This window comes from Paenibacillus sp. SRL342, from assembly GCF_984798905.1.
Map to the genome: position 1 here is coordinate 6,652,911 of NZ_OZ481790.1, position 20,054 is coordinate 6,672,964.

The window sequence follows — 20,054 nt, forward strand, 5'->3', positions numbered from 1 at the left end:
ACACCACCAGACTTCTTAACGAATGGGTGACAACTTTTCCACCAGACCTGCGGGGTGAAGTTCATAACCATTCTCCGTGTACGAGTCATAATATACCTTGCCGTTCCGATACACCATGAGATCCTCCAGATGGAAACCTCCCATCAGATTCAGTTTCTCCACACCACTGCTGCGTTCTTCGTACACCACACCCAACTTGTAGATGCGTGACGTCTCTTCGGCATGTGCCGCATAGTCCATGAAAGCACTATGATGGTCGCCAAAGAAGTACTTTTCTTCATACCGATGTTCCTGCGTATAATCGAATACCCGTACCCGAACAACTGCCTGATCCTCCAGCGTGTGGTATAACCTGCGGAACAGATCATCCCGGGTTAATACGTCTTTGTCTCCGTAGGCAATCGTTACATTGGCTCGTTGCAACAGCTCTTCTTCAAATGGCAATTGCAACGGCTCTGCCGTAAGCAGCAACGAGTGACATACCTCCATCAGGCGTTTCAACAGACGATCATCGCCTTCTGTGGCGAGCCGGTTCATGTCTCCCATGTAACGGTCCTCAAACCATACATCCCGTCCGCGCTTGGCCTCCAAATCAATGATTAGCTCTTCCGTCACTTTGCCGTAGTACTCCATCACGTTTTGTCCGATGTATTCATCGGCAGCAGCGATACTTTGGGCAGCTGTCTCCCGCAGTGTGCGTTCCAGCGCTTCAAGTGCTGCTGTGACTTGGCGACTGAAACGATGAAGTTCTTCCATCTCCGTATCGTAGATGCGCAGCAGATGTAATTCATTTTCCAGTCGCAGTAATTCTACCTTTGGTACATACACTCGCTCCAGCATGCAGTCAATCAGATTGCGCACATTCTGCTTATCACGGAACAACGCTCGTTTGAACGACTGATCCTCCACTCGCTCTTGCTGACGTTGCTCCAGCAGAGCACGTGCCGATTCAAGCTGCATCGATTTATCCCGAATCAGTCCAAGCAGCGCTTCACGTACACTGCCAGGCTCACTGTCACTCCAGGCTGCCCATTGGAAGTAACCAACCTCTGGATGCTCCGCTCGGGATTGTTCAGCCTGACGGCGCAGAGAGCCGCCGGAGCTGCGCTCGCGCACACGCTCTTCGACAAGACGGACAACGTTATCACGGAAGTATGACTCGGCTCCTTGTCCAAACAACGCTCTCTCCGCTTCACGAAGTGAGAGTGGCTTCAGATCAGAGAAACTGACGTTATGCGTCATGATGCCGCTCATGCCACTAACCAGATCATCATCGGGCAGCAGGCCTTCAACTTTGCGTTCCACCGAGGCCGCGTCCAGTCCAAAGAAAACAAGCTTGTCCTTGATGCTCCAATCCGGCTCTTGCCGCATGCGTGCGAGCAGATACCGATACATGTGATATAACACCGCCAGTGCAATTGGCTTGTTTGGCCGCCTGATCTCGGCAAAACCCGCGCTGGCATAACCATGCTGATCAGAGGTGGTACGAATATTGTTTTTAAAGGATGTATTGTTGTACGTGTTCGCTCCCGTACTTGAAACGGTACCCGAGTGATCCGTTCCCTGCTTCCTGTTCTTCAGCAGGCAGATGCGGCAGATGATCTCGGCATTTTCGATCCAGCCACCGGGAACGCCGGTTCCGCGCTCATTTTTGTCGGACAACAGATATACCAGATCAAACAACGGTGACGCGGGATGTGTAACCGGAATGGAGATCCCATCCTCCGTCACCAGCAGATTACCGCTGAATGTGTAGTCCAAGGACTGCATATAATCCAGTTCCCGCAGAAAAGCGAGGCCTGCTGCGCTGGTATACCCGAAGGAATCCACCTGTTCCATCTCACTGACCAATACATGCAGATCCGTCTGCACGGACTTGAAGGCTTGGGACAAAATGGTCTCCGTCAGCTTGGTGAGCTCTGGCAACAATACATTCAGCGGATCATCCGCTCTGGTTACCACCGTAACGTAAATCCGATCAAATGACGAGTACAGCCGTCCATATTCGGCAATTCGGTTACTGACCCGCCGAAGCGTACGATTCAGATCGTAGAGCGCCTGATCCGATTCGTGGAAACTGCGATGTACATCCTTACGCCGTGTTTTGGACGGTCGCTCCGTCTGCCCAGCGGACAGAGGCAAGCGGTGACGAGTCACCTGACCATCATCGGACGAGCCAACATTCCTCGTTTCAACCGGATGCTCTTTCTGATCTTCTGTCCCGATCTGAACGTAGACTACACCGTCTCCGTTATCCCATTTCAGCCGATTGATCTCCTGCACAGCAGACACAGCAGGTGCAACCAGATCACCCACAAACAGGAACAACGCCGGGTAATGGATACTGCTGCGTCCATCACCCAGGCTGCCTTGACGCTCCTGCTCTATTGCATACTGCGCTGCATACTTCTCCAGATCACGCTTCAGGGTATTGTTCGAATTGAACTCCATCCCGGCCGCCATCTTACTTCAGCCTTCTGCGAATGTCGTTCAGCTTGGACGACATCGTTCTGTAGAACTGATAGATGTCTTCTCCGTTAGCCAGTTCTACCCGCTCATACTCCAGACGATCACGTGATTCCATGAACAGCGCAGCCAGATCATCCAGCTTCGTCAGCAATGGGGTGATATCTTCTGAAGCCGTCAGATCATTATCCCGACGGGAGGCTTTACGAAGCAGTGTACTGCGATCCTTCTCAGCCAGACCGCGGAAGTTGCCAAACACTTCATACTCGGCAAAGTTACGGCTCTTCATCAGGTTAGCGAATGGCTCCCATGCATCTTCTTCCGGGTCACGGTCATAGACGTAGAGCGCACCTTTTTTGACGATGGTGTCGGTATATAACGCTTCGATGAAGCGGTCATACCACTGCTCTTCATCCTGGTACTGGGCAAGAATGCCTTCGAGTTCTGCAACTTTGGCCGAGATGGCATTCATCTTCGCCAGTTCCTCACGTACGCGTGCGATCAGCTGCGGGGAGCGTACCAGGTTTTCTTTAGCCATATCTTCATTAATACTGCCGAAAATATCCTTAACTCCCACACGTGGCAACCCTTCGGATTGCAGACGTTTCAGCTCGATCACCGCCCGCTTCACTTCGCCCAGGTTCGGCGTGGTGGACGTCAGACGCATGTCGTAGGCCCCCAGTTTAGCAGACAGGTCAAACGCTTCTGTTGTCACAATCGCATACCGGTTGCTTGTATTCTCATCAATCGATTTGGCTGTCACAATGTTGTATCCAAGCGCCTGCTCAAATTCGTTACGCACACGGGCGTTATACTGCTTCACGCGGGCGTTCTCGTACACATCTCCCCATGATTTCTCTGGAATCGGAGACGGCAGATAGGTCCAGTTGTTTTTCTCCGTTTGCACCAAGTGACGACCAATGCCTTCTTTGTCCAAAATGGTACGTTCATAACTTTCCTCATATACCTTAAGCGGTGTATACACAAAGAGTGGTACCCCGTTGCGGGTATTCAGCCAGAAAATCCGGTTACGCACTTCACTTTCCTTAACGGTAAAATGAGACTTGCCCACGGCATTGTTCTGATAATTGCGAATCCCTTTCAGAATGCCCGGCGCCTGTGCAGGTACCGATACAAATCCCCATGAAGGGAAATGCAGACTGCCTGTACTGTTGCTCAGATTGAACACTGGAACAGCCTCATCATCCAGCTTGCCAGCAATGAAACGTTCCACGAATTTCTCGACTGACTCATCCTGACCGTACTTGATCACCAGGAAATCTTCCATGGAACGGGTAATCAGATCACCGAATTTCTCACTCAGGAAGTCGGAGATGGAGCTGACGATATCAATCTCGTTCTCTTTCACCCACTGGCTGGAGTTTTCTAGCAATTCACGAGAGAAGTCACGGATCAGATCATCTGTATCACGTTTATCCAACAGCCCGTCCACCACACTGACGATATCCGGTACACTCACAACGTTCCAGTAATATGTTTTGTTGCCTTTGTGATCGGCTTGTTCCTCGCCGCGTGTCAGCAGATCACCGTTCTTGGCGAATATCGAGCTAAGGGCGTTCAGCGTTTCGGTAAATACGTTATAAATGCGGCTGTTCTCCTGGTTCAGCAACTCATACAGATCTTCATAGAACTCGATCATCTGATCGTTGCGTTCCACGTCGGCGTGCAGCCAGTACTCATGAATTTTTGCTTCAATATAAGCATTCTTTTTCTTCTCTTTGGAGACAAAAGCACTCTTCGCATCGCCCAGCTTCTCTTCGGACTGCTCCTGAGCCGCTTCAATATCACGCGGAATGCGGAAGGCATTCTCACGCAGGGTTTCAATGTACGACTGAATCATCTTCAGTACACAGAAACCTTTTTCCGTATAAATCAGACGAGAGACATAGAAGGGACCTTGTTCGGGATGCAAAAACATACGCCGGATCTGTTCGGTGAACTGACCAGCAATCTCACCCGGCAGTTGTTTCTTCGCCTTGATATATTCTTCACGGGCACGGGCCAGGAAGTTCTGCTCCAGTTCGGTGTCCATATTCACAACCTGTGATTTCACCACGTTGCCATAGGATAAACGCTCGCTGTTCTGATAACCAGGCAGCGGCTCTGGCACGCGGGCTTCAAAAGACTTGACCACACTTTCGAGATCAATGCCCAGCTTGCGGGCAAACTTCTCGGTATCCTCCTGGTTTGGTGCTTTGGAGAACATGGTGTTCATTTTGTCGAACATCCGGTAAGCCAGATACGTTGTCATCTCTTCAATCGGCAGTACAGCCGAAGATGCACCGATGATGTTGTAATCATAGTTCGCCGGGTACACCTTGTTCATCTGTGCAATGTTGGTCCGGATGTTGCTGATATAGTCATGGATCGCAAACTCCTCACCCGACTGCTTCTCCTCACTTGCCATGAAGTTGGTAATGTTCTCGGCCGTGACGTTCATGCAGTAATCATAGGCGTTCTCCAGCAATTTGCCTTCGGTATTGGTCGCAGAGATCAGATGACACAGGTTAAATGGCGGCAATGGTGAGTTCACGGTTAAAATATTGCCGTACTTCTGTGTAAACCGCTCACCGCGGCTATCCACGTTCATCCAGTAATCCAGCTCTTTGAGTGCAGCATATCCGTTCTTGCGAATGTATTCACGAGTGTGTTCGCTCAAGCTTTTGTTGGACAGGTTCACGTCTGGCGTGAACAGATATCCCAGCGTATTCACGCGGTCAATCCCGGCTGAGCCGTGATCCCGTTCGATAATACCGCGCACGATATAGGAAATATCGAGGAAGCAACCGCTGCCTGTACCGCCGGACAGACCTGTCAGCAGGAACACCATCAGTTTTTTGTTGGTGCCTACGGATAAGGTTTTGATCTTTTTGTCGATGGCCTGCACGACCTGATTAATCTTGGTGAACAGGAGCAGACGTCCAGCCTGACGCACCCCTGCGGCGCCGTTCATGCCGTCCGTGATGCTCAGTTCGGGAGACAGCCAGTCCGTAATGTACGGCTCCAGCACGCTGCGGTTCTGAAGAAGTCCGCCAATCTCGGCATTGGACAGCAGCACGAATTCATTGATCGGATCAAGTCCGATCCCTTTATACTTTTTGGCACGATCCTGTTCGTTTGTCTCAAAAGCCAGAAACTCCACATTGTCCGGTTTGTCCATTTTTTTCTTGGATACCGGGTCTTGTGGCAGCTTGAAACGACGGTTAATCTGATATTTGAGGCGCAGCAGCGCATCAATTCCCGTTCCTCCCAGACCAATAATCAGAATGGGGTTATCAATCGTATCAACTCTGATCTTCTCACTGACAATACCTCCGCCAAGTGATACATCCAGTTGCTGAATATGTTCTCTAACAATCGGTTTCATTCCATGTCCTCCTTAGATTAACGCACGTATGCTTCAATCTATATAATTCAAACTAAAGAATATTTACACTTGCCACTCCGTTGACAGAACAACCTTCCGATCGCTGTTATACCCAGATTTTTTGATTCTATTTTCCAAAGGTGAACATCTGGGTATAAAGGCGAACCCTTCGCTTCTCCAGCTTTTTTCTGTCCTCTGCGTTCTCGTGTAAATGGATTAGTTCAACTTATATAGCTTACATTCACTTAGCTATAATCTTTCACACCAGATACTCAATTAAAATGGTTTTGTCCGCCTGTTGCAGCGGGATGCTCAGTCGGTCACCGTTCTTCAGTTCAACGCCTGAGCTTGCATCGACTGCACGACCGGATTTCTCCAGCGTACCGCCAGCGGTGTTACGGATTATAATTCGATCCCCATTGCTGGGCGTAAATACATATTTTTCGGTTTCCTTCAGCTCAGGGTCCAGTTGCAACAACTGATGCAGATGGAATCTGCCGCGGAAGGATACCAGCTTTTTATATTGCGGATAGGACTTGTCTCCCGTGTTCTCATCACGAATCTCCACAACCATCTGACCTACAAATCCCCGGTTTTTGCGTTTCAGCAAGCCCATCAGGAACCAGGCACCAACACCGACCACAATCAGGGCTACAACACCCAGAATGACAGGTAACCAAGGAAACGGCTTATCCTGTTCACCGCCTGACGTTGTCGGTTGAGATCCACTTCCGGCTGCTCCGCTCGCGTTGATCGTGATTGGCTCACTTTCACGGTAGAAGCTGTCTTCTTCCGCACGGATGACTAATTCATAGTTATGATTGTCTGGTACTTCAAACGTTCCGGCAAAACCAGAACCGGTGTTTTCCAGCGGTTGTTCATCACTTTTGCCTGTATCTACATCTTTCACAACCAGCGTGGCCTTCATATCTGTATACAGATCATTATCCTGAAGTGGCTGACCGCCATTCTCCAGTTTGGCTGCAAGGTCAACCTTGTCCCCTTTGGTATAGGACTTGGTCTTAATTGGGTCCACAACGAGCTGAAGATCGTAGTTGAACAACAGGTTGATATCGATGCTGTCTTTCGGAGCCCCTTTTACCCGAAGTTTCCAGTCTCCCTCTTGGGGTTTCAACAGCTTCACGAGTGAATAACTCTTCGACGTCGAGAGCTTGGCTGCATCCGAATTCAGGTCCACGGCTTGTCCGGAAGGGTCCGTCAATTGCACTTCCACCGGCTTCGAAGACATGATCGAAATATTTGCTTCCAATACACTGTCATTCGGCACATTCACGGTAACTTCCTGATAACTGCCGTTTCCCGTTACAGAGGGCAGCTTCACCACATTCAGTTTGGCATGATCGGCGAAGATCTCACTCAGAATCTGTGGCAGATCATCCGGCGTATCGGTAATGAATGACTTGCCTCCGGTCTGCTGAGCCAGGTCTGCGAGTGCATTCTTGTTCAGCTTGCCATCCGCGTTCAGTCCAATCGTATACACCGGAATACCTTGATCCTGTGCTTCCTTCACGGCTTTCGCCAGATCAGCGTCGGATTGTGCCTGTGTACGGCCTTTGGTTTTGTTAAAGTCATTGTTGCCATCCGCCAGCAGCACGATCATCGGCGAGTGGGATGGGTCTGCACCATGATTCAGTATGTTTACGGCTTCAGCGACACCAACTGAGACATCGGTATATGGGCCTCGGCCGAGTTGATCAATAAAATCCTTCAGGCTACTCTTGTCCGCATCGGACTGAATCTCCAGCATAGCCTTTTCCCGCTCCACCTGATCGGTATATGCAACAATTCCTACCTTGTCCCCCTGGACCGGCAGCATATCAACAAACATTTTCATGGCCTCATTACTAATCTTGTCACGGTCACTTGTATTCATCGAGTTACTTACATCGGCTACAAGTACCGCATCGATTCCGCTTGTCTGTGCCTGAGCCGCTGCAGCTTGTGGCAGCAACGCTTGAGGTAGCAGTAGCGTTAGAATTGCCAGCAGAACCATCGTTCCGCTGAGCCAGCGTATTTTGCGTGTCCGCAGCATTGGGTGTACTCCTTCACGTTTGAGATTAAAATGGGAATAGTTTATTATAGGCGTCAAGCCTTAAGGAAATCTTAACAGTCTGCTAATAAATTCTGAAAAGCACCCCTATCTTGAGTTACAGTTTTGTAATGACTGACAATAATCGACGATTTCACGCCTGTAACTGGCACAAAAGTACCAACTATGGAAATATGATATAGTTATTGCCAGCAAACTGCAATATAACAGCGCTTGATTATCAAGCTATAGAAGGGAACGGATTATGGTTACATACGGATGCCTCGCCATATTGTTTCTTTTTGTCATGATAAAGGGTTTTGCACTCCAGCTTCATCGGCGGAAACCGGTCTCCCGGGAAGACACGGATCGTACCCTCTACACTATTCTGAATGGTGAGCGTGATTGAGCATGAGTACTAAACTAGTTGTATCCATACGACCATTTCAACGAACGACCTATGCCTATGAAAAGTTGCAAGTCTGCACCCGTTGTGGACAGTATACCTGCCTGTGGGAAGAGGAGTGCACGGCCTGTGGCCGGGGTACCCTGAATTCCGTTCAAGCGAAGGCAACTTCCCGTGTGAAACGTCGAATTGCACGCGACCTGTTCATTACGATATTGTTCGGTGCTGCTGCCACCTATTTTGGTGAAACCATAGATCAGACCATGGCGGCAGCCAGCGTTTCCCTGCTGCTTCTGGCCTTACTGATTTTCATGCAGAAACGTTCGTTCGAGGTACAGCAGCAGCGCGAGTTGAAGCGCACGTTGCAACAGGATGAGGAACTCATCCGCCAGGGTATTAACCGCAACTGGGCTCTGGTCGCTGAAGCTCGAAAGCAGGATGAAGCACTTGCCTATGAGATGCTCCGCGAGATCGGCTCACTCGTCTACAATGACCGGATTCGACTGCAACAGGTTGCGCTGTTACAATCCTTTGTACTGCGCAGTGATATGGATCTGCAGCTCAAGCCCTTGCTGTTACGCAGCTTCGAGCGGCTACTGGCTGAATATATCGGTGAGATCGCACGACTTAAGCCGGATTTGATCCGGGAAGATGCGATTCGTTATATCGCAACCTATGAAGTGAACATTTTACAGCTCCACAATGGTATTCAGATTCTTACAGCCGTAGCTGCTGCTGCCGTGCGCAAGAGCAAATATATTGAGTTATTCCCTAGTCTTATTACCCGCTACGCCCGCTTTATGCCCAAGGATCGATTCATGAGACTTTATCACACGATTGAACGCTATCCGAGCAAGGCACGCGGGGGACTGGCGGAGTCAGTAGGCCGGGTGTATAACGAGAAATATCGGGATCAATACGCAGATGTTCAGCTGTAGGGATGATATATTGAGAAAGAAAAACGTAGTTTAGTGCAAACTCATTCCCTGTATATAGACGAATGCAATTTCATCCATCCCTGCATGCGCGTCAGCACCACAGATCGAAGGTTATGATTCTAATGATATAAGAATTAATCCAAAAACACCCCATCCTTAGGTCTAGGATGAGGTGTTTTGAATTTTATGGAAGTTTGCCAAGTGCTATGCGCAGTACACGGACAGAAAGAAAAACTAGATGGGGAATACCTAAATGGCATCTTCCATGGATCAAGCAGGCGCACAAACAGGCACTCACAGATGACAAAAAGAATAAGCGAAAATGATCATCTGCCCTGTTGAAAAAGGGCCGCGACGTGGTTCCGTCGCGACCCTTGATCTGAGGGTTCGGTACATCTGTACCCGAACCCTCTCATATGTGCCATGCCAAACCCTGTGGCATGGCATGGTGCCTGCGCAATTGCGGCTGCATCGCCGCTTGCGCCAAGGCTTTACCGTCCGCGACGGGAATCGCGACGGTCGCCCTTTGCCGGTCCGCGTCCTGCGGATTCCGGACGGCGAGAGCCTTCGCTGCTGCGCCCGGAGCTGCGCTTGTCGGCGCTACGGCCAGCCCAGCCGCTGCTAGCTGCACCGCGTCCGCCTTGGCCCGCTGCTCCGCGACTGCTGTCGCTGCTGCGCGCGGAACCACGACCTGCGCTGCGCTCGTCGCCACTGCGACCTGCACCGCGTCCACCTTGACCCGCTGCACCACGACTGCTGTCGCTGCTGCGGCCAGCGCTACGACCACCACTGCGGCCACCTTCACTGCGTCCACCTTCGCCGCCGCGGGAACCACGCCCCCCACGTCCGCCATCTCTGCGATCGTTACGGCCTGCACCGCGACGGGCACTACCAGTTCCGGAAGAGCGTCCGCCTGAACGTTCGTCATCCCCTTGACTGTTGATGGAACGTCTAGCTGCTCCAGTTGAAGCAATTGGACCTTCGCTTGTCCACTGGATACGGGACAGCTTCTGGTCGATCCCTTGTTCAATACGTGCTAGTTCCGGTCTGTCGTGCTCTGTTGCAAACGTTACAGCAAGACCTGTACCGCCTGCACGGCCCGTACGACCAATCCGGTGAATATAACTTTCCGCATCATGCGGCATATCGTAGTTAAATACATGCGTAACGCCTTCAACATCAAGTCCACGTGCAGCTACATCTGTAGCAACCAGCACTTGCAGTTTGGCATCGCGGAACGCTTTCATGACGTTCTCACGCTTGGATTGGGACAGATCTCCATGAAGTTCATCACTTGCATAACCTGCTTCACGCAGATCTTGGTTCAGCTTGGATGCACGACGCTTGGTCCGACAGAAAATAATCGCCAAGTATGGGCGATACGTATCAATCATGCCGCGAAGTGCTTCTAATTTACCACGATCCGTGCATTCCAGCACTTGCTGGCGAATTTGTTTGATCGGAATAACAGATTGGGAAGATACTTTTACATCTTCCGGATCTTTCATGTAGGTCTTCGCCAGGTTGCGAATGCCCTTCGGCATTGTTGCTGAGAACAGCATGGTCTGACGTTTGTGTGGAAGCTCACTAAGAATCGTTTCCACATCGTCCAGGAAGCCCATGTGCAACATTTGGTCGGCTTCATCCAGCACCAGTTTCTTCACATTATCAAGCTTCAACGTGCCACGGCGCAGGTGATCCAGGAGACGACCTGGTGTACCAATAACGATCTGGGTACCGTTCTGCAATTTACGCAGTTGCTTGTCCACATCCTGCCCGCCGTATACGGCAAGCACGTGCAGTTTATCGTCGTTTGCCGTGAGTTTCTTCGCTTCTTCCGTAATTTGCAGCGCAAGCTCACGCGTAGGCGCAATAATCAACGCTTGTGGCGAACGGTCCGATACGTTAATTTTCTGAATAATCGGCAGCAAAAATGCCAGCGTTTTCCCTGTTCCTGTCTGTGCCTCGGCGATAATATCGCGTCCACCCAGCAGTACCGGAATCGAACGCTCCTGTACCGGAGTCGGCACGGCGATGCCCTGATGTTTCAGGATCTCGCACCATTCCGGGCGAATGCCCAGTTGTTCAAAGTTTGCCAATCGTTACACCTCTGTATATTCATTTAGATAAGTCCATTTCATAATGACCTTAGTATCAGTATCTGCCATCAAGACTAGTTTTCCTTATATCAATCATGTTTATGAAATGAATTTTTTAAAAAGCAATCCACTCGTTGCTCTTCTTCTCCATACCCTGTAGTTTACACGTTAGTCAAGCAAAACAAAAGGGGATACAGCGTTACACCCTAACTTGTAGCATAAAATCTCGAGATCAGCGTGACTTGTATCAACCAAGTGACTCTAGATCTGCCTTCAGATTGCTGATGATGTGGAAATGACCTAGCATGCCTCAGGCTCTAATAAAAAACAGCGACGCCCTCTCCCCGATTAAATCCGGAAAAAGTGCGCCGCTGATTAAAATGCATCTTTTTATGTTATCTATTCGTTGTTTACTTCGTTGCAACCAAGTTACGAGCCGTGCCCTCCAGCTGTCGCAAATCCACTCCGTTCAAGAATGCGAGTGCTCTCTTCGTTCAACCCGCGCAGGTGCACAGTTTTGCCCAGCTTCGCGTATTTGAACTTCACTTTGCCAATAGCCACAACCGCAGTATTGTCCCAGATATGTGAACCTCCGAAATCAATCGTGATTTCCTTCGGATCAGCTTCTGCATCGAACTCGTCCACAAACCGGGACGAAGAACCGAAGAAGAACGGTCCATGAACCCGATATACTTTCTGCCCTTGCTCCTGGCTCGCCTGAACACGAATCTTGGTCTGTTTCCAGCCAAAATGCAACACGCTGAGCACAACGCCTACCATGACCCCGATCGACAGATCGTGGGTATAGACCACAATTGCCACCGTCACGATCATGACAAAGGCTTCCGCCCGAGGCACACGAGCAATATTTTTAATGGAACTCCAGTCGAATGTTCCGATACACACCATAAACATTACACCGACGAGCGCACCCATCGGCACCTGTTTCACCACGCCGCTAAACAGCAACAACAGGATCGCGAGAAACGCACCCGCAGTAAACGTGGACAATCTTCCACGTCCGCCAGACTTCACATTAATGACCGACTGCCCAATCATCGCACAGCCGCCCATGCCGCCAAACAAACCGTTCACAAAATTCGCGATACCCTGACCACGCACCTCACGGTTCTTGCTGCTCTTGGTCTCGGTCATCTCATCCACGATGGTTGCAGTCAGCAGGGATTCCAGCAAACCAACCAGTGCCATGGTGAATGAATAAGGCAGCAGAATCATCAGCGTGTCCCAAGTCCACGCAATATTCGGCAAGTGGAACATCGGCAGAGTGCTCGTTATATTCCCCATGTCGCCGACTGTTCTTACATCGAGATGAAACACCAAGGTAATAATCGTCATCACGATAATCGCAATCAGTGGAGCTGGAACGCCTTTGAAAAACCGTGGCAAAATATAAACGATCGCCAGCGTGCCCGCCACCATCGCATACATAATCCAATTCGCTCCCGTGAAGTGGGTTAACTGCGCCATAAAGATCAGTATAGCCAGTGCATTCACGAATCCGGTCAGTACCGAATGAGGCACAAACGTAATAAACCGTCCAACCTTAAATATGCCCAGTAGAAACTGAATAATTCCTGTTAATATCGTTGCTGCAAAAAGGTATTCCACGCCATAATCCTTGACGAGTCCAACCATCAGTACCGCCATGGCACCTGTTGCCGCCGAGATCATGCCTGGTCTTCCACCAGCTATCGAGATCACAATTGCAATTGTAATCGAAGCATACAACCCGACCATCGGATCAACACCCGCAATGATGGAGAACGCAATGGCTTCCGGAATTAACGCCAGCGCTACCGTAATGCCTGCCAGCACGTCTCCGCGAATGTTGCCAAACCATTGTTGTTTTAAAGTATTCATATGTTCTTGCCGTTCCTCCTACGTGTATTCCTCAGAATGGACAATCTTACTGAAGAGTAACGGAAGACGTTCACACTAACCAACTACCCAGGACAGCACAAAACAACGGATCCCGCTCCGCATCATTCGTCTATGCTCTTGCCTGAGCTGCACCATTCTTCCCCATCCGTATAACCTTGACGGGTTCATGAGCACTCATGTCTTTTCCGTTCCAGTGTGTACCGCTGATATTCCATTACTGCCCTCAGTTGTCTTACTCGTGCGACATCAGGAGCTGATCCTGATATCATAGGTTTTCCCCTCTCAGAAAAACCGGGTCCGTTAATGTACTGACCTATTATTATAGTCACAGGACTGGATATGTACTAATACAGTTAAGGCGAAAAAACAGAACCTTTTCTTCTATTATCTTAATATTTCTATAATTTACTCACCAATTCTCTATTCACAAAAAATAACCCGCAAAGATCCTTTGGAGAAAGTCTCTTTGCGGGTACTCTGTAATGTCATGCTATTGCTAGAACCTTCCCGATTTGAATATCGAATAGAGCAGGAAAGCCACCATCAGAATCGCCACCAGGAAACCAATCTCAATGACCGGAATATCCCACAGCATCGTGGACTGATGACTGATCGACGAACCAATAATCAAACCAACCATGATGATACAAAAAGCGAGTAACACAATACTGAAAGACAGCCGATTACTGATTTGGTCCATTCTGCGCATGAGTGCATCCAGTTCAGGGACACTGATCTCCAGCCTCAACTTGCCTTTGCTAATAATGGATGATAATTGCCTTAACTGCCCTGGCAGACCAATGACACTTTCGGCCATATCAGCCGCACTGCGGAACAACCGATTCTTTATTCTTCCTGCGCTAAAACGTTCCTTGATCAGCTTCCGCCCAAAGGGCTCGGCCATATCTACGATGCTCAGGGAAGGATCGAGATGTTCGATGACACCTTCCATTGTTAGCAACGATTTACCGAGCAGCAGAATATCGGCAGGCATGACAACCCGGTGCCTCTGGGCTACGCCGAACAAGTCATTTAACGCCTGACCCACACTAATCTTGGAAAAAGGAATATCATAATATTTGGTACGCAACTTGTCCAAATCCACATGAAGCCCACGCAGGTCCATGTCATCTGGCATCATGCCCAATTTCTCAATTGCCCGGATCATACTGTCCGTATCTTTGCGCATTAACCCAATAATAAGCGAAGCAAGCTGCTGTTTCATCTCATCACTCAGACTGCCCACCATACCGAAGTCTATAAAGGCAAGACGTCCATCCTTCAATACCATCAGATTGCCCGGATGTGGATCAGCGTGAAAGAAACCCTGAATAAAAATCTGATTCAATAATGAATCCACCAGCCGCTCGGCAATGTTATTCAGATCATGACCGCGTCTAACCAGTTCTTCACGATCATTGAGTTTGATACCTTCGATATACTCCATCGTGAGTACACGGGATGAAGTCTGATCCCAGTAGATTGCCGGGATTTTCACCTTGTTGTCCTGTTGGTATTGCTGTGCAATCTTTTCCGTATTGCGGCCTTCGACCGTATAATCCAGCTCGGCCATTAGGGCCTGAGCATATTCTTCGACCATTTGCGGAATCTGATATTGCTTCACCCAATCCCAGCGCTTCTCGGCCATGGCTGTCAGCTCACGCAAAATATCCAGGTCACGCTGCACAATACGCGATATACCCGGCCGCTGAATCTTGATGGCTACCGACTCACCGCTTCGAAGTTTGCCCAGATGCACCTGTCCAATGCTGGCCGCAGCTACAGGGGTATCCTCAAACCGGGAAAAGATCTCCTCCAGCGGTGTATCCAATTCCTGTTCCAAAATACCCCGTGCCGTCTCGGAAGAGAACGGGGGGACCTGATCCTGCAACTTCACCAGCTCACGAATGACAGACTCAGGCAACAGATCTGCCCTTGTACTTGCGAGTTGCCCCAGCTTAACGAAAGCTGGCCCCAGCTCCTGCAGCACAAGCCTGATGCGTTCACTCAGCGTTTTGGTGGTGTGTGCTTCACGCGACATCCACCGTCTGGGCAGAGCCAGCAGCTGGAACAAACCCAGCTCCTCGACCATATAACCGAAGCCATGACGCACTAGCGCCATGGCAATTTCACGGTATCTGCCGACATGTTTGATTCGCACTGCCATCTACTCGATCTCGTTTCCTTTGAGAGGAGGAGGAACTTCAAGTGGAGCCGGGGATTCATCAGGGTGGAGCTGTGGTGATTGGCCCAGTTCGGCAAGTTTTTTCTCCAGGACAGCAACGCGCTGTTCCAGACTGGTTACATCACTTTCGGATGCCACACCAGCTTCCTGAAGCACTCGCTTGACCTGCTCCTGAATCATTCTCTTGAACTGACCCTGCTCTTCATCGCCCCGTTCCAGCAGACGTTCAACCAAAGCTTTGGATTCACCGGGCGCAAGTTCCCCGCGCTTGACCAAATCATCCACGGTTTTCTCAATCTTTTCTTTGCTTACAACAGTAAGACCAAGCCCTAACGAGATCGCCTTTTTGAACAAATCGCTCATTTTTGTCATCCTCCTCTTCGTTGATCTCTATATTATACCCCTTATACTCTGCATGCAAAGTTGCGTGTCCGATCAGACGTAACGTGCAGCCCATTTGCCTGCTTGCAGAAGTAATTTACGGTACGTTTCGTGTGCAAAAGACGGCACATGGTGACCCGGCATCAGATACACAATACGTCCAACACCATATCGATGAGCCCAAACCGCAGGTTTTGGTCCATCTTCGGATTGATATTCCAGCAATATTTTCGTTTCGGCAAAAGAACCAAATTCGAACTGATACGGCTCTTCTTCCATTGTGAAATTCGAAATGCCCTCCGTCACGGGATGGCTTTCCGCCGTTACAGTAAATTCAAGCGGTGCATATGCCGGATGATGCAGGAACTTGGCACCGATCATCTGTTTGAGCTCATAACGATTTTGGAGCGAAATGCCGTTATGTATAATGACCAGTCCACCTCCATTACTTACATAGGACAACAAACCTGCTGTCTGCTGTGGAGAGACTTTCCCCTTCCAATCGTCCATGTATGAGATACATACATCAAACCCGGTTATATTTTCTTGCAGCAGCATATTCCGATTCTCACTGCACTGCACAGTCATAGTATCATGGAAAATTCGGCTAATCTCCGCATCCACACCTTGAAGCGGGTGCCAATCCGGATGTGTATAATCGCCAAGTAGTAATGCTTTTTTACGATGATCCATTCAATCAATCTCCTTTCTTGTTCACCTCACTGTATCAATCAACTACCAGGGGAGCTTCTCGCCCTTGTAGTCCACATATGCGGGTTGATCTCCTTTAAACTGTTCATGGCGGTCGATAAGTACTGCGATATGCTGTGCAGATTGCTCGGGCGTGAGATCCGCAGAAACATCCAATTCGCCCCTCATATAACTCTGTACCCAACCGGGATGCACAAGCATCACTTGTCCGCCTTCATCCTTCAGACCATTGTGCACAAGACGGGCCTGCATGTTCAAAGCAGCTTTGGACATACAATAGGCATACCACCCATCCCGACTGCATTGCTCTATACTTCCAGCCTCGGAAGAGATATCAACAATCAGCTTGACCTGCCCTTGAAGAAGGAGGGGCACAGGGAATGAGTCACACGCAGTGTGCCTAAGGTGTTCACATTAAATACTTCAGCCATCTCCGCCATATTCAACGGCCCGCGGATATGATCCGTAATACTCCCTAGTATAGCCGCATTATTGATCAGCATATCCAAATGATTCGTATCCAGCTTCAACGTCTCCGTGAACAAAGCTACCGACAGGTCGTCCGCGATATCCAGTTCGATGGCGCGCAGATGGTCAGGATATCCTTCTGCAAGCATACGAATCCCCTCGGAATCCTCCACGTCCAGACCGGCCGCATACACGAGATACCCTCTCTTCAGCATCTGTGCCGTCAAAGCCAATCCCAATCCCCGAGCAGCTCCCGTTACACATACGGTTCTCATCATGATGTCCCTCCCTCGCATAATGATTCTGTCTTTTATTCATTCCACATATTCATCTAAAAACCTTTAATTCAGAATGGGATCGCCAACTTCACGACCAAAGACTCAGGAGGCAAAAGCGAGATTAGAGCCATTTTGCTTATTGAATTCAGCTATCTATTTGAGCTATAAAAAGCTGCTATTATCTCTGCATATATCGCTCCTGCCGATAGGCTAAACAATGTTCCACCCATCTTTGAGCGGCTGCCGGGTAAGAGCCCAGATGAACGTGCGTATACCCCGCCACGATGTTGCCTGCCGCATACCCTTCTTGCTTCAGGCCGCGCAACCCCTTGGTCTCATATGCATAAGGAATCGTTGCTTCATCACGATAGGTCATCGTGGAATAATGAAATTCATGACCCCGTAGCACTTCACCCTTTTTCAGCAAAAAGGAATCCTGAATGCTACTCGCTTCACGATAGCCAAGCGCAGCTCGCTTCTTCTGCATCTGCACCTGAGCGGGGATAATGCCCGCCATGTTGAAGGTGACTCCCTCACGGTCGGTTAACGTTTCCCCGAGCACCATGTAACCACCACACTCGGCAAATAACGGCATGTTGGATTGTACCGCCTGTCGAAGTCCTTCCAAGAACCCTTGGTTACCGGCAATCTCTGCTGCAAATTCCTCAGGAAACCCACCGCCCAAATAGATCCCATCCACATCCATTGGAATACCTTCACCAGCGAGCGGGCTGAAGTATTGTAATCGGGCCCCGGCTGCTTCGAGCAATTCCAGATTATCGGGATAATAGAAATTAAATGCCGCATCACGCGCAACGGCAATGACAGGCTGCACCGCATATGATACATGTCGATTATTAACGTGGATCACTGAATCGAATTGCGAATCGTAATTCGAGCCTGATTCAGCATTAGCCGAATCCGCGTGGGTAGTAGCGGCAAGACTCCCTTTTTCTTGTTGAAGCGGCGGGGCGCTTGCTGCCAGCTCCAGCAGAAGATCCAGATCAGTGCCTTCCATTAACACATCGGCTGTACGTTGAAATAATGGCTCCAGTTCACCGCGCTCGATCGCAGGTACCAGTCCCAGATGTCTCTCCGGAATGGACATGTCCTCGTCACGCTTCAGCCAGCCAACCACCGGAATGCCGCACATCTGCTCAATGGCTTTTTTCACAATGGTGTAATGACCCGCACTTCCACACCGGTTAACGATCACTCCCGCAATATTTAATTCAGGCTCCAAATGTTGAAAACCCAGTACAATCGCGGCCGCACTGCGAGCCATGCTGCGTACATCCACAGGGGTCTGCGTGACCAGAGCAATCTCTGCAGTTGAGCCTGTATTGCTAAGCGGATCTTTGCCATCGTAGAGGCCCATAACGCCTTCGATAATGGATATATCATGTCCTGCCGATGCCTTCTCGAACGTATCTCTCACATACTCAGGCGATGTCATCCATGCATCCAGATTACGTGACGGTCTGCTCGTGACTGCGGTATGATATGTCGGATCAATATAATCCGGGCCGCACTTGAACCCTTGTACACTCAAGCCACGCTGAGCGAGTGCTCTCATCAGCCCCAAGGTTACTGTCGTTTTTCCTGCACCACTCCCGGTGCCTGCAATGATCAGTCGGGGCCTGGCGTTACGATCTGCAATGGTCATCGTCATATCCACCTTTTCTTGCGATTATCGAATCCTTCAGCTCCGCTGAAAACGTATAAATTCTATAATCTAAACAAAACCGCATCATATAGCGATGCGGTTAAGCTTAATGCACACCCTTTATTCATGAAGCGACGCCAAAAGCTTTTTGTCGAACTGATCTAAAAGCAGGCTACTAATCTCTAATCTTAGCCCCACGCCCTGCTGCAAAGTAACGTCCAAGCTCAACGATGAGTGCTCCCATCTTCTCTTCCTCCGGAATGACCAGTGCCTCAATGCCTTCTTCACGCATGGAGTTTGCTGTTACTTTACCTACAGACGCAGGGATTACGCCTTGTCTGAAGGCTGCAAGCATCGGCTCAAGCTTGTCCTGGGAGGCCGCATATTGCGTCAGAAATCTGACCTGCGGTCCACTTGTGAACACAACAGCATCTACCTCGAACTTTAGAATTTCATTTAATAACTGTTCCAGCTCTGCCTCTTCTGGCGGTACATGGCGGTAAGGAAGCACTTGTCTGACGATTGCACCTTGTTCTTCCAACCATGCAACGAGTTTGGGAGCTGTCTCCCCATGAAGCTGCAACATGACCTTTTTCCCTGCAAGATCATGTGGGGAGAATTCTCGAATGAGCCCGTCCGTGCTACCGTCATCATCTCGTACCAGCGGTGTTAACTTGCGCTTTTTGAGTGCATTCACCGTCTTGTATCCCCTTGCCGCGATTGAGGATTCCGATAATGCATCCAGTAATTTTCCCGCCACTTCCATATCCTCAGCCATTTCAAACAATGCATCCAATCCCATACCCGTAGTTAATACCGCCCAGTCTGGCGGGTCTGAGATCCAGGATACCAGCCCATCCCTGATACTCCGATCATCCAGGAATACGGTCCCCTGTGCCGGTCGCACAAGCGGGATTCCACCCATCTTTTCAACCAGTACGGACATTTCTTTCGATTTTCGTGGTCCTGTCAATGCTACACGCACACCTGCCAAATGTTGAGCCATTCATGTTCCCCCCGTTAGTTCAGCCGAATGTTCATCAGTCTGACTACAGTATACAGGGTACTTCTGTGAAGGGGAACTGTGCTTTCCCTCTTTTTGCCCGTTCATCTATA

Annotated in this window: 11 protein-coding genes and 1 pseudogene; 1 reads left to right on the top strand and 11 read right to left on the bottom strand. The window is 49.7% G+C overall.

The features are described from left to right. Positions 1-15: 15 nt before the first annotated feature. The 3 genes from AC4E8D_RS29515 to AC4E8D_RS29525 form a co-directional block, all read right to left on the bottom strand. Complete coding sequence (locus AC4E8D_RS29515; RefSeq protein WP_490205595.1) at positions 16-2,451, bottom strand: transcription initiation factor TFIID; 2,436 nt, start codon at positions 2,449-2,451, stop codon at positions 16-18. Positions 2,452-2,464: 13 nt separating this feature from the next. Further along, complete coding sequence (locus AC4E8D_RS29520; RefSeq protein ID WP_091036105.1) at positions 2,465-5,854, bottom strand: tubulin-like doman-containing protein; 3,390 nt, start codon at positions 5,852-5,854, stop codon at positions 2,465-2,467. A 259-nt stretch (positions 5,855-6,113) separates the two neighbouring features. Beyond that, the gene (locus AC4E8D_RS29525; RefSeq protein ID WP_221825535.1) at positions 6,114-7,907 is read right to left on the bottom strand and encodes a vWA domain-containing protein; all 1,794 of its coding nucleotides are present in this window, start codon (positions 7,905-7,907) and stop codon (positions 6,114-6,116) included. A gap of 408 nt (positions 7,908-8,315) precedes the next feature. Here AC4E8D_RS29525 and AC4E8D_RS29530 point away from each other — a divergent pair, with 408 nt between their 5' ends. Then, complete coding sequence (locus AC4E8D_RS29530) at positions 8,316-9,248, top strand: hypothetical protein (RefSeq protein ID WP_221825536.1); 933 nt, start codon at positions 8,316-8,318, stop codon at positions 9,246-9,248. Between the two features lie 491 nt (positions 9,249-9,739). Here the strand turns inward: AC4E8D_RS29530 and AC4E8D_RS29535 are convergent, their stop codons facing one another. The 8 genes and pseudogenes from AC4E8D_RS29535 to AC4E8D_RS29570 form a co-directional block, all read right to left on the bottom strand. Beyond that, positions 9,740-11,347, bottom strand: coding sequence for a DEAD/DEAH box helicase (locus tag AC4E8D_RS29535; RefSeq protein WP_221825537.1), 1,608 nt, complete (start codon positions 11,345-11,347; stop codon positions 9,740-9,742). A gap of 429 nt (positions 11,348-11,776) precedes the next feature. Further along, positions 11,777-13,228: a SulP family inorganic anion transporter gene (locus tag AC4E8D_RS29540; RefSeq protein WP_490205596.1), complete on the bottom strand. Its 1,452-nt coding sequence runs from the start codon at positions 13,226-13,228 to the stop codon at positions 11,777-11,779. 517 nt (positions 13,229-13,745) lie between these two features. Next, positions 13,746-15,416, bottom strand: coding sequence for an ABC1 kinase family protein (locus AC4E8D_RS29545; protein WP_221825539.1), 1,671 nt, complete (start codon positions 15,414-15,416; stop codon positions 13,746-13,748). Further along, positions 15,417-15,797: a phasin family protein gene (locus AC4E8D_RS29550; protein WP_076209724.1), complete on the bottom strand. Its 381-nt coding sequence runs from the start codon at positions 15,795-15,797 to the stop codon at positions 15,417-15,419. Between the two features lie 72 nt (positions 15,798-15,869). Further along, positions 15,870-16,508, bottom strand: coding sequence for a ThuA domain-containing protein (locus AC4E8D_RS29555; RefSeq protein WP_074092596.1), 639 nt, complete (start codon positions 16,506-16,508; stop codon positions 15,870-15,872). A 42-nt stretch (positions 16,509-16,550) separates the two neighbouring features. Then, a pseudogene (locus AC4E8D_RS29560) lies at positions 16,551-17,290 on the bottom strand (SDR family oxidoreductase). 160 nt (positions 17,291-17,450) lie between these two features. Continuing rightward, the gene (locus AC4E8D_RS29565) at positions 17,451-18,938 is read right to left on the bottom strand and encodes a cobyrinic acid a,c-diamide synthase CobB (RefSeq protein WP_490205597.1); all 1,488 of its coding nucleotides are present in this window, start codon (positions 18,936-18,938) and stop codon (positions 17,451-17,453) included. Between the two features lie 175 nt (positions 18,939-19,113). Then, a complete protein-coding gene (locus AC4E8D_RS29570) occupies positions 19,114-19,944 on the bottom strand; it encodes a uroporphyrinogen-III synthase (RefSeq protein WP_490205598.1) in 831 nt (276 codons plus the stop codon). Between the last annotated feature and the right edge of the window lie 110 nt (positions 19,945-20,054).